13 protein-coding genes and 1 pseudogene are annotated in these 11,111 nt (G+C 65.3%); 7 read left to right on the top strand and 7 right to left on the bottom strand.

Annotated features, from left to right (window positions below; translation table 11 throughout):
* From WCE35_RS23845 to WCE35_RS23835, 3 genes are all read right to left on the bottom strand, one after another.
* Window positions 1-256, bottom strand: a 256-nt coding sequence (locus tag WCE35_RS23845; protein WP_424595767.1) for an efflux RND transporter permease subunit, incomplete at its 3' end; no start/stop codon positions are given.
* Window positions 253-1,242: an efflux RND transporter periplasmic adaptor subunit gene (locus WCE35_RS23840; RefSeq protein ID WP_424595768.1), complete on the bottom strand. Its 990-nt coding sequence runs from the start codon at window positions 1,240-1,242 to the stop codon at window positions 253-255. The genes WCE35_RS23840 and WCE35_RS23845, both read right to left, overlap by 4 nt.
* A gap of 106 nt (window positions 1,243-1,348) precedes the next feature.
* Window positions 1,349-1,660 carry an ArsR/SmtB family transcription factor gene (locus WCE35_RS23835; protein ID WP_424595766.1) on the bottom strand — a complete coding sequence of 104 codons (312 nt, stop codon included), beginning with the start codon at window positions 1,658-1,660 and terminating at the stop codon, window positions 1,349-1,351.
* Window positions 1,661-1,785: 125 nt separating this feature from the next.
* Between WCE35_RS23835 and WCE35_RS23830 the strand changes: the two genes are divergently transcribed.
* From WCE35_RS23830 to WCE35_RS23815, 4 genes are all read left to right on the top strand, one after another.
* Window positions 1,786-3,072 carry an NAD(P)/FAD-dependent oxidoreductase gene (locus WCE35_RS23830; protein ID WP_424595765.1) on the top strand — a complete coding sequence of 429 codons (1,287 nt, stop codon included), beginning with the start codon at window positions 1,786-1,788 and terminating at the stop codon, window positions 3,070-3,072.
* Window positions 3,069-3,512 (top strand): thioredoxin TrxC, encoded by a 444-nt coding sequence (gene trxC / locus WCE35_RS23825; protein WP_424595764.1) that lies wholly within the window; start codon window positions 3,069-3,071, stop codon window positions 3,510-3,512. Before WCE35_RS23830 ends, trxC begins: the two co-directional genes overlap by 4 nt.
* 40 nt (window positions 3,513-3,552) lie before the next feature.
* The gene (locus tag WCE35_RS23820) at window positions 3,553-3,756 is read left to right on the top strand and encodes a YgaP family membrane protein (protein WP_424595763.1); all 204 of its coding nucleotides are present in this window, start codon (window positions 3,553-3,555) and stop codon (window positions 3,754-3,756) included.
* Window positions 3,757-3,923: 167 nt separating this feature from the next.
* Entirely contained in the window at window positions 3,924-4,313 is a 390-nt protein-coding gene (locus WCE35_RS23815; RefSeq protein WP_424595762.1) for a DUF302 domain-containing protein, read from the top strand.
* A 183-nt stretch (window positions 4,314-4,496) separates the two neighbouring features.
* Here WCE35_RS23815 and WCE35_RS23810 read toward each other — a convergent pair whose 3' ends face one another.
* Both WCE35_RS23810 and WCE35_RS23805 read right to left on the bottom strand, forming a co-directional pair.
* Window positions 4,497-5,405, bottom strand: coding sequence for an NAD(P)-dependent oxidoreductase (locus WCE35_RS23810; protein ID WP_424595761.1), 909 nt, complete (start codon window positions 5,403-5,405; stop codon window positions 4,497-4,499).
* 129 nt (window positions 5,406-5,534) lie between these two features.
* Window positions 5,535-5,915 carry a carboxymuconolactone decarboxylase family protein gene (locus WCE35_RS23805; RefSeq protein WP_424595760.1) on the bottom strand — a complete coding sequence of 127 codons (381 nt, stop codon included), beginning with the start codon at window positions 5,913-5,915 and terminating at the stop codon, window positions 5,535-5,537.
* Window positions 5,916-6,083: 168 nt separating this feature from the next.
* On the opposite strand from WCE35_RS23805, the gene WCE35_RS23800 reads away from it, so the two are divergent.
* Window positions 6,084-8,660, top strand: a complete 2,577-nt coding sequence (locus WCE35_RS23800; protein ID WP_424595759.1) for a TIGR02302 family protein — start codon at window positions 6,084-6,086, stop codon at window positions 8,658-8,660.
* Between the two features lie 129 nt (window positions 8,661-8,789).
* Here the strand turns inward: WCE35_RS23800 and WCE35_RS23795 are convergent, their stop codons facing one another.
* Both WCE35_RS23795 and WCE35_RS23790 read right to left on the bottom strand, forming a co-directional pair.
* Window positions 8,790-9,167, bottom strand: a complete 378-nt coding sequence (locus tag WCE35_RS23795) for a response regulator (protein ID WP_424595758.1) — start codon at window positions 9,165-9,167, stop codon at window positions 8,790-8,792.
* Window positions 9,168-9,229: 62 nt separating this feature from the next.
* Complete coding sequence (locus WCE35_RS23790; RefSeq protein WP_424595757.1) at window positions 9,230-10,105, bottom strand: MJ0042-type zinc finger domain-containing protein; 876 nt, start codon at window positions 10,103-10,105, stop codon at window positions 9,230-9,232.
* A 168-nt stretch (window positions 10,106-10,273) separates the two neighbouring features.
* Here WCE35_RS23790 and ftsE point away from each other — a divergent pair, with 168 nt between their 5' ends.
* A complete protein-coding gene (ftsE, locus tag WCE35_RS23785) occupies window positions 10,274-10,933 on the top strand; it encodes a cell division ATP-binding protein FtsE (RefSeq protein WP_424595756.1) in 660 nt (219 codons plus the stop codon).
* Window positions 10,926-11,111, top strand: a pseudogene (locus WCE35_RS23780) (ABC transporter permease); the annotation flags it as partial. The gene ftsE and the pseudogene WCE35_RS23780, both read left to right, overlap by 8 nt.

Genomic DNA, 11,111 nt, shown 5'->3' with positions numbered 1-11,111 from the left:
AGACGTGCTCCACGCCGTCGATGCCCTTGACGATGGCCTCCAGCGGCTTGGTGACGAGTTCGACCGCATCCGGTCCGCGCAGCCCGTCGGCGTTGACGCGGATGTCGACCATGGGAACGCTGATCTGGGGCTCTTCCTCGCGCGGAATAACGACGACGGCGATCAGGCCGACGACGAGGGAGGCGAGCAGGAACAGCGGCGTCAGCGGCGAATGGATGGTCGCCCTTGTAAGCCGCCCCGACAGGCCGAGATTCATGGCCGCACCAGTTGGTCGCCGGCGCGGATGCCGGAAAGGATTTCCAGGCCGTCGGGAAGATCGGGGGTCGGCAGAACCCGTCCGCGCTGCACCGGCGCGCTGATGGTCCGGTCTGCCTGGCGGATCAGGACGTAATCGATGCCGAAGCGGGTGGTGACATAGGACGACGGGATCACGAAGGCGGTCCGCTCGCCGCCGGCGATCCAGACCCTGAGCCGGTCGCCGACGAAATACTCGCCGAGGTTTTCCACCGTGGCATCCGCGATGACGCGGCCGTCCTCGATCTGGGGATAGACCAGATCGATCACGCCGGATCTGGCGGCCTGGTCGCCGAACTCGGCGCCATCGACCCGGATCTTGTCACCCGCCTTCAGAAGCCGCGCATGCCGTTCCGGCACCCGCAGCCGCAACTTGAAATTCTGCTGGGCGATCATCGCAATGGCGTCGCCGGGCAGCACCACGGAACCAACCGCCACCTGCTTCTTCAGCACGCGCCCGTCGGCGGGCGCAAGCACCTGGCCTTCATTGAACTGCTGCTGGACGACCGCGCGCTCCGCGGTCCTGGCACGCAGCCCGTTTTCGGCAACGTTGAGCGCTGTCCGCGCCTCGTCCAGCTTGACACGCGGAAGCGTGCCGCGTTCCACCAGTCCCTCGGTCCGCGTAAAGTCGGCTTGCGCCTGGTTCGACTGCGCCTGCAAGGCGTCGATCTGCGCATCCAGCGATTTCATCTGCAGGGCGAGCTTCTCGTCCCCGATCGTCGCAATCGTCTGTCCGCGCGTGACGGCGTCGCCTTCCCGGACATTGAGCTGGACCACCGTGCCGCCAATGCGCCCGCGCGCCGGCACCACGCTGACACTCTCGACGGTGGCGAACACCGCCTTCTCGTCGGCGACCGGCCGCGATGCAACGGTCAGGGTTTCCGCGGCGGCTGGATGCGCACCGAACGTCGCCGCCGCCAGGATGCCCGGTATGATCAATCCACGCATGGTCAGCCGTTTCATGGCAATAACTTTCTCCGCGCCGCTGGTTGGCATCTCGTTGAAATCCGCCGCGAGGACATTGACCTGCCTCAAGGCGGCGCCGCGCGCGGCCCTATAGTTTGTTCTTCGGCTTCCTGGCTTTCGAAGGCACGCAATAGACTTGATAGAGCGCCTTCAGAACCTCGCGCGCGGGATCGCTGGCGATCGAGTAGTAGATCGTCTGGGCTTCCCGGCGCGCCGACACGAGGCCATCCTTGCGCAGGAGGGCAAGATGCTGGGATACCGTGGAATCGCGCAGGCCCAGGAACCCGGCGAGATCGCCGACCGAGCGCTCGCCGTCGATCAACTGACAGATGATCAGCAATCGATGCCGGTTCGAAAGCGCCTTCAACAGGTCGCTTGCCTGATCGGCGGCAACCCTCATTCGCATAGTATCTATTTTCATACTTGCGTATATACGTAGTTATGAATATATAGTCAAGGCGCGGTCGAACAGCCGCGCTCGGGTAGGCGCTCCCGCAGGCAGGAACCCGGCGAACGGAGGTGAACATGGCGGAAGTTGTCGTTATCGGAGCCGGTCTCAGCGGAACGCTGATGGCCTACGAGCTGGTACCCCAGTTGCGGCGGGAAGACCGTCTGACGGTCGTGTCCCAGGGGCCGGTCTATCATTTCGTCCCGTCCAACCCGTGGGTCGCGATCGGGTGGCGCAAGCGCAGCGATATCGAGATCAATCTTGTCGATGTCATGAAGCGCAAGGGCATCCGGCTGCTGACGCAGGGAGCGCAGCGGGTGCATCCTGCGGACAATCGCATCGAGCTCGCGGACGGCAGTTCGATCAATTACGACTATCTGGTCGTCGCTACCGGACCGGAACTCGCCTTCGATGAAATTCCGGGACTCGGGCCGGAGGGCCATACGCAATCGATCTGCCACGTCGATCACGCCTCACGCGCGCAGGAGGCTTTCGAGAAGCTGGCGGCGAATCCGGGGCCGGTGGTGATCGGCGCCGTTCAGGGCGCGTCCTGCTTCGGCCCGGCCTACGAGTTCCTGTTCATTCTGGAGACCGAGCTGCGCCGGCGCAAGCTGCGCGATCGGGTGCCGATGACGTTTGTGACCTCCGAGCCCTATATCGGCCATCTCGGCCTTGACGGCGTCGGCGACACCAAGGGCCTGCTCGAGAGCGAGCTGCGCGAGAAGCACGTCAAATGGATCACCAGCGCCCGCGTCAAGCACGTCGAGCCGGGAAAAATGACGGTCGAGGAGATCGCCGATGACGGCGCGATCCGCAAGACCCATGAGTTGCCGTTCGCCTATTCGATGATGCTGCCCGCGTTCCGCGGCGTCGGCGCCGTTCGCGGCATCGACAAGCTTACCAATCCCCGCGGCTTCGTCGTCGTCGACCAGCATCAGCGCAATCCGGCCTATCCGAACGTGTTCGGCATCGGCGTCTGCGTGGCGATCGCCCCGGTCGGGGCGACGCCGGTGCCGGTCGGCGTACCGAAGACCGGCTTCATGATCGAATCGATGGTCACCGCCACCGCGCTGAACATCGGCTCCCTGCTGCGGGGCGAGACGCCGGTGGCGCAGCCGACCTGGAACGCGATCTGCCTGGCGGATTTCGGCGACACCGGGGTCGCTTTTTTGGCGCAGCCGCAAATCCCTCCGCGCAACGTCAACTGGTCGTCCAAAGGCGAATGGGTTCATCTCGCCAAGGTGGCCTTCGAAAAATACTTCCTGCGCAAAATCCGGCGTGGCGAGAGCGAGCCGTTCTATGAGCGCTTTCTGCTCGACAAGCTCAACATCGCAAAAATCAAGGAGGTCAGGACAGGGACATGAGCGCAAGCCGACAGATCGTCTGTGGACATTGCGGGCGGATCAACCGGCTGCCCGCCGATCGGGCGGTGACGGGCGCGCGCTGCGGATCCTGTCACCAGCCGATCTTCGATGGCCACCCCGTCGAGGTCGACGAAGCGGGCTTCGATCGTCATCTGGCGCAGAGCGGCGTCCCGCTGCTGGTTGACGTGTGGGCGCCATGGTGCGGACCCTGCCGCACCATGGCGCCGATGTTCGAACGCGCCGCGCGCCAGCTCGAACCGAAGGTTCGCTTGCTGAAGCTGAACGCCGACATCGCTCCCTCGGTTTCCGCGCGTCTGGGGATCAGCGGTATCCCGACGTTGTTGTTGATGCACGGGGGCCGCGAAATTGCCCGGACCTCGGGCGCAATGGACACGCCAAAAATTGTCGCGTGGACCATGGCCGGGCTGGCCCGGCCATGACGACCTTCAACCCTCCAGGTCTCAACCAAAGGAACAGGCCATGAATATCGATAAAGCAGTTCTCGGTTTCGCAGGATTTGTCGTGCTGCTCGGGCTTGCGCTCGGCTGGCTGGTCAGTCCGTACGGATACCTGCTGACGGCATTCGCCGGGCTGAACATGATCCAGTCGTCGATCACCGGGTTTTGTCCCGCGGCGATTGTTTTCAGGAAGCTCGGCCTGCGCGGTGGCAGCGCGTTTACCTAGAGCATGATCCCGAAAAGTGGCACCAGTTCGGAAAAGATCATGGTCAAGCAACAACTGGAGCAGGATGACGATGCGGAGAAAGTCATCCGGTTCCAGCCGCTATCGCCATCTTCCAAGGTCAAGTCTCTCGACGCGTGCATAACGCCCGCATCCGATAAGGAGTATCCATGAGCTATCATTTTTCGAAGACCGTCGGCCTGCCATTCGACGCCGCCGTCGCGGCGGCGACGGAATCACTCAAGAAGAACGGCTTCGGCGTTCTGACCCAGATCGACGTCAAGGACACGCTGCACAAGAAGATCGGCGTCGATTTTCGCCCCTACCTCATCCTGGGCGCCTGCAATCCGAAATTGGCATACGAAGCATTGACGCTCGAGGACAAGATCGGAACCATGCTGCCGTGCAACGTCGTGGTCCAGCAACACCGCGACAACGAGGTCGAGATATCCGCCGTCGATCCGGTGGCATCGATGAGTTCGATCGACAATCCGAACCTTGCCCGGGTCGCCAACCAGGTGCGCGACCTGCTCAAGAAGGTTATTTCGGATATCGCATAGGTGGTTTGTGCGTCGAGCCCGGGTCGCGTCTGAACCTCGTCCGCAAATCCCATGCTGCCGAACGCCTGCGATGCGGACGGCGGCGGCGTCCCGTCGCGGGCGAACCATTCCTGGTTTGGCAGGATGGACCCTGGACTGGCGCCGCAAGCGCGGCGCGTTGCGCAGCATCCGCCGAACGCCGCCTCACTTGCCAGCGTGACCGCCCTTTGCGCCGCCCACCACCACGCCCGCCGCCTGCTCGATCGGCTTGATCGCCGAGGTGAAGTCGGACTCTGGGCCCATGTCGCGGATCACGACCTCCCAGAGCCGGCCGACCGCTTCAGCGACGTCCATCGACAGGCCCAGCGACTTCATCTCGTCGAGACACAGCCGCACGTCTTTCACCATCAAGCCGGTGGCAAAGCCGAAATCGAAGCTGCGCGGCAGCACCGCGCGGGGAAACTTGTCGCGGCTCGCCGTGTTCATGCCGGAACCCGCATTGATCACATCGATCATCACGGCGGGATCGAGGCCGGACTTGACGCCCATCACCACGGCTTCCGACGTCGCCACCATGGCGGTTGCCGACAACAAATTGTTCGCGAGCTTCATGGTCTGCGCCGAGCCCGGCTTCTCGCCGATGAAGAACACCTTGCCGATCACCTCGAGCGCCGGCTTCAGCACCTCGAAATCGGCGCGGGGGCCGGACACCATCACCGCCAGCGTTCCCTTCTCGGCGCCGCCGACCCCGCCGCTGACGGGACTGTCGACCTGCACGATGTTGCGCCTTGCCAGGAGGTCGTGAATCCGCACCGCCATCTGCGAGCCGACGGTGGAGAGATCGACGAAGCGCCTGACGCGCTTGCCCTCGATGACGCCGCCGGTTCCGGTCGCGACCTCGAGCGAGGCCTGTAGCGACGGCAGGCTCGCCATCACGGTCTCGACCCGGTCGGCGACGTCCTTCGGCGATGACGCCGCCCGAGCCCCGAGCGCGACCAGTCTGTCGACGGCTTGCTGGCGCGTGTCGAATACCACGAGCTGATGCCTGGCCTCGATCAGCCGGCGCGCCATCGGAAAACCCATTTTGCCAAGGCCGATGAATCCGATTTCCATGGTGATGTATCCTTCACTTCGTCATTGCGAGCGCAGCGAAGCAATCCATTCTTTCTTCTTGTGGCGAGATGAATTGCTTCGCTGCGCTCGCAATGACGGATAAGATTCGGCAGCTTCTCCGACTGCCTCTCAGCCCTTATCGATCTCCGCGAACACCTCGCGCGCGATCCGAAAACTGTCGACGCCGGCGGGCACGCCGGCATAGATCGCGACCTGCATGAAGATCTCGCGAATCTCGTCTTTGGTCACGCCGTTGACCAGCGCACCCCTGATATGCACCCGCAATTCATGCGGCCGGTTCAGGATCGAGATCATCGCGAGGTTGAGCATGCTGCGGGTCTTGCGCGGCAGCTCTTCGCGGCCCCACACCGCGCCCCAGCAATATTCGGTGACCAGTTCCTGGAACGGCTTGTTGAAGCTGTCAGCGTTTTTCAGGGCGTTGGCGACATAGGTTTCGCCGAGCACGGCTTTGCGAATTTCCAGGCCCTTGTCGTGCGTCTTCTGGTCCATGAGGTTTCCTCGGCTTTTTTCCGTCGTTCGGTGGCGGACGTTACGGGGTCGCAGGGCCGTAGTCACGCCTTCGTGTCATGCGTATTTCCGGGTGTGGGTTCCCCCTGAAACGGGTGCCTCATTGCCGCCGCTGTGCTAGGCTGACTTGCCGGCAACCCGGAGAGTTTATTGAACGGCGCCACATCCGATCCCCAAGAGCCCGCGCGCGCGCCGGATGCGGCGGCACGGCTGCAGCTCGCGCAGGCCTTGCGGCGCGCGCAATATGCCATCGCCTGGGAACGCGGCTGGCCGCATCTTTCGCGGGTTTTGACCGTTGCCGGACTGTTTCTGGTGGTGTCCTGGGCCGGCCTGTGGATGGCGCTGCCGTTTGTCGCGCGCGCCGCCGGCGCCGGGCTGTTCGTGCTATTGGCGCTCGGCGCGCTGTTGCCGCTGATTCGCTTTCGCTGGCCGACCCGCGAACAGGGCCTGAGCCGGCTCGACCGCGGCACCGGCATCCGCCACCGCCCGGCGACCGCGCTGTCGGACACGCTGGCGACGCAGGATCCGGTGGCGCTGGCGCTGTGGCAGGCGCAGCGCGAACGCACGCTGGCCTCGATCAAGCGGATTCGCGCCGGCCTGCCGTCGCCGCGGCTTGCGATCCACGATCCCTGGGCGTTGCGCGCGCTGGTCGTGGTGATGATGGTGGCCGCCTTCATCGCCGCCGGTGACGAACGCACGATGCGTATCGCCTCCGCCTTCGACTGGAACGGCGTGCTGGCGCCGGCCCATATCAGGGTCGATGCCTGGGTGACGCCGCCGGCCTATACCGGCAAGCCGCCGGTCATTCTCTCGGCCGCGAACAAGGAAGCCGGTCCGGCCGATACCGGACCGTTGCCGGTCCCCGCCGGCAGCACGCTGTTGGTGCGTTCCAGCGGCGGCACCATCGATGTCGTGGTCGGCGGCGGCGTGAGCGAGATCGCGCCGAGCGAGCAAGCGCCGAAAGGCACCAACGAGCGGCATTTCAGGATCGCCGGCGATGGCTCCGCCCAGATCCGCGCGCCCGCCCGCCAGCCGCCATGGAAGTTCACGGCGACGCCCGACCGCGCGCCGACGATCTCGCTGGCAAAAGATCCGGAACGTCAGGCCCGCGGCTCGCTGCAGATGTCCTACAAGCTCGAGGATGATTACGGGGTCACCGAAGCCCGCGCGCAATTCGTCGCGCGCCCGGGCGATACGGCCATGAATCCCGCGGACAGCAAGGGCGCCGCCGAGCCGCGGCCGCTGTTCGACCCGCCGCAGTTTCCGCTGGTGCTGCCGAATGCGCGCACCCGCAACGGCGTCGGCCAGACCGTCAAGGATCTCAGCGAAGACCCCTATGCCGGCGCCGACGTGACGCTGACGCTGACGGCGAAGGACGAGGCCGGCAATGTCGGCCGCAGCGAGCCCTTCAAGATGCGGTTGCCGGAGCGGCTGTTCACCAAGCCGCTGGCGCGCGCCTTGATCGAGCAGCGTCGCATCCTGGCGCTCGACGCCAACCAGAATTCGCAGGTCTATGCCGCGCTCGATGCGCTGATGATCGCGCCGGAAATGTTCACGCCGGAGGCCGGACACTATCTCGGCCTCTTTAGCGTGGCGCGGCAGCTCGAGGCCGCCCGCACCGACGACGCGAAGCGCGAGGTCGTCGCCAGCCTGTGGTCGCTCGCCGTCACCATCGAGGACGGCAATATCACCGACGTCGACAAGGCGCTGCGCGCGGCGCAGGAGGCGCTCAAGCAGGCGCTGGAGCGCGGCGCCAGCGACGAGGAGATCAAGAAGCTCACCGACAATCTGCGCGCCGCGCTGGACAATTTCCTGCGCCAGCTCGCCGAGCAGCTTCGCAACAACCCGCAGCAATTGGCGCGGCCGCTCGATCCCAACACCAGGATGCTGAGCCAGCAGGACCTCAAAAGCATGCTCGACCGCATGGAGCGCCTGTCGCGCTCCGGCGACAAGGATGCGGCCAGGCAGTTGCTCGAGCAATTGCAGCAGATGCTGGAAAACCTGCAGATGGCGCAGCCCGGCCAGTCCGGCGACAACGACATGGAGCAGGCGCTGAACGAGCTCGGCGACATGATCCGCAAGCAGCAGCAATTGCGAGACAAGACCTTCAAGCAGGGTCAGGATTCGCGGCGCGACCGCATGCGCGGCAAGCAAGGCGACCAGAGCATGGGCGATCTGCAGCAGGATCAGCAGGGCCTGCGCGACCGCCTGAAGCGGTTGCAGGAAGAGCTCGCCAAGCGCGGCATGTCGCCGGGCCAGCGCGGCGAAAAAGGCCAACGCGGCGAACAGGGCCAGCAGGGTCAGCAAGGCGATCAGGGCGACGGCGAGGACGGCCTCGATCAGGCCGATTCCGCGATGGGCGATGCCGGCGGCAGGCTTGGCGAGGGCAACGCCGAGGGCGCGGTGGATTCGCAAGGCAAGGCGCTCGACGCCTTGCGCAAGGGCGCCCAGAGCCTTGCCGAGTCGATGCAGGGCGACGGCGACCAGCCCGGCGACGGGCTGGGCAATCGCGCCGGCCGGCAGCAGGGCTCGGCCAGCAATACCGATCCGCTCGGGCGGCCGCTGCGCCACAACGAGTTCAGCGACGATTTATCGGTCAAGATCCCCGGCGAGATCGACGTGCAGCGGGTGCGCCGGATTCTGGAAGAGCTGCGCCGCCGGCTGGCCGATCCGGCACGCCCGCAGCTCGAACTCGACTACATCGAGCGGCTGTTGAAGGATTATTGAGCGGCGCGCCTTCTACCACCGTCATTGCGAGCGAAGCGAAGCAATCCATCGCGCCGCGAAAAGAAAAAATGGATTGCTTCGTCGCTTTGCTCCTCGCAAAGACGGGTGGAGAGACCGACCCACCGCAAGCTAACCAGCCTTCTTCGCCGCCAGCGCATCCGCCACCGCGGTGCGGATGTCGGCCACCGAGAACGGCTTTGTCACCACGTCGTGCACGATCGCGTTGAGCCCCGAGGCGCGTTCGCGCTGCGCGGCGAAGCCGGTCATCAACAGGATGGTCAGATCAGGAAAATCGCGCGCCGCCGCCAACGCCAGCGCGATGCCGTCCATCACCGGCATCTGGATATCGGTGAGCAGGAGATCGAACGCGCCGTTCTCGCGGGTCAAAATCTCCAGGGCCGCGGCGCCGTCTTCCGCGGTGACGGTCTCGTGGCCGTCCATGGCGACGGCGCGCGCCACCAGCGAGCGCATCGAGTCTTCGTCGTCGGCAATCAGCACGCGTGGCATCGGGCAAAACTCTTTCACGAGCCGGCGCATCGGTTCCGATCGAACCGGAACCAATGCCGCGTTCAGGCATGTCCGCCGGACAGATCCCGTTTGTTGAAGAAGCGTAGTTCGATATTGCGGCCTTCGGGCGGCGGCGAGGCGAGCCGCGATTTGAACAAGGCGCGCTCTCCCGGCTTCAGCACCGCCTGCTCCAGCACCGCATTCCAGGCGTAGATCTCGGCGCCCTGGGCGTCGCGCACGGAAAAACGCAGCCGCGGCAGTTCGACGGGCTTGCGCGCCGCGCCGACGATCGTGCCCTCGATCACCAGCACCGGCTTGCCCTCGATGGCCTCATTGGTGACCTTGATGTCCCTGAACGCGAGCCCGCGCAGGTTCACCTCCAGGCCGACCATCTTGTAGAACGGCGCGGTCTGGGGCAAAAGGCGCACGACATCGGCACGCCAGATCACCAGCGCCAGGATCAGCGCGCCCATCGCGGCGCAGGCCGAGGGCAGGCCGGCCGCCGGAACGCCGGGTATATGGGGGAACGCGGCCAGTCCGAACAGCCTCTGAACACCGAAGCGGCGTCTTGAAGCTGCGTCCTCATGGCCCTCGGCGCCTTGCCCGGCCGCCGACGACCAGTCAACTTCACTTCCTCGCGACGCGCCTTCGTCCTCGGCCGGCCAGTCGGACGAGATCGAGGGGCTGTCGACCACAGGGGGGCTCTCGCCATCGTCCTGCCGCGCCAGCGCGTCCCATTCCGCGGCGGCATCCGAGTTTGCCGCCGATTGGCCGGCCTCCGCCATCGCGGATATCGGGGCCGCGGCCTCGACCGCATCCTCCGGGCGCGCCAGCCAGACCTCCTTGCAGCGGGAACAGCGCACGGTACGGCCGGCCGCACCAAAGGTAGCCAGATTGATGGCGTAGGATGTTGTACAATGGGGGCAAACGATTTGCATGGAGGCGATCTCAACCGTGTCTTGGCCCGGATGCTACAAGGCGACGATTAACGAATCGGAAACCATAACCGAAGCAAAACGGCTTTGTTCGGTTGACGGCCGCGCGCGCCGGTCGCGGGCCCGGGGGCTCCGGTTCGCGGCGACGGCCCCTGTCGAACGGAGCTGAGCTTGGTTCGGTTCGAAAATGTCGGATTGCGCTACGGGCTCGGCCCGGAGATTCTGCGCGACCTCAACTTCCTGATTCCCGCCCATTCCTTCCAATTCCTCACCGGCCCGTCCGGCGCGGGCAAGACCTCGCTGCTGCGGCTGTTGTTCCTGTCGCTGCGGCCGACCCGCGGGCTGGTCAATTTGTTCGGCCAGGACGTCTCGCTGCTCAGCAAGGATCAGGTCGCGGACCTGCGCAAGCGCATCGGCATCGTGCTGCAGGATTTCCGCCTGCTCGACCACATGACGACTTACGAGAACGTGGCGCTGCCGTTCCGCGTCATCGGCCGGGAGGAATCGAGCTACCGCAGGGAGGTGATCGACCTCTTGAAATGGGTTGGCCTCGGCGAGCGGATGGATGCGCTGCCGCCGATCCTGTCGGGCGGCGAGAAGCAGCGCGCCGCGATCGCACGCGCCGTGATCTCGCGGCCGCAACTCTTGCTCGCGGACGAACCGACCGGCAGCGTCGATCCGACGCTGGGGCGGCGGCTGTTGCGGCTGTTCGTCGAGCTGAACAGGTCCGGCACCGCTGTTATCATCGCAACCCACGACATCACGCTGATGGATCAGTACGAGGCGCGGCGGCTGGTGCTGCATCAGGGACGGTTGCATATCTATGAGTAGGATCGACGATCATCTCCCGCTGGTGGATCTCGGGCACGAGCGCCCGCAGGTCGTGGCGAGGGCGCGCAACTTGTCGCCGATCGTGCCGCGCGCCTCGATCTCCGGGCGCGCGCTGGTCGCCGTGGTCGCGATCATGACATTCCTCGCCTCGATCACCACCGGCACGGTGCTCCTGGTC

The sequence above is a fragment of the Bradyrhizobium sp. genome (genome assembly GCF_049691595.1).
Taxonomy (GTDB): Bacteria; Pseudomonadota; Alphaproteobacteria; order Rhizobiales; family Xanthobacteraceae; genus Bradyrhizobium.
The sequence above is the reverse complement of the archived record's forward strand: the minus strand, read 5'-3'. Positions and strand labels throughout refer to the sequence as shown.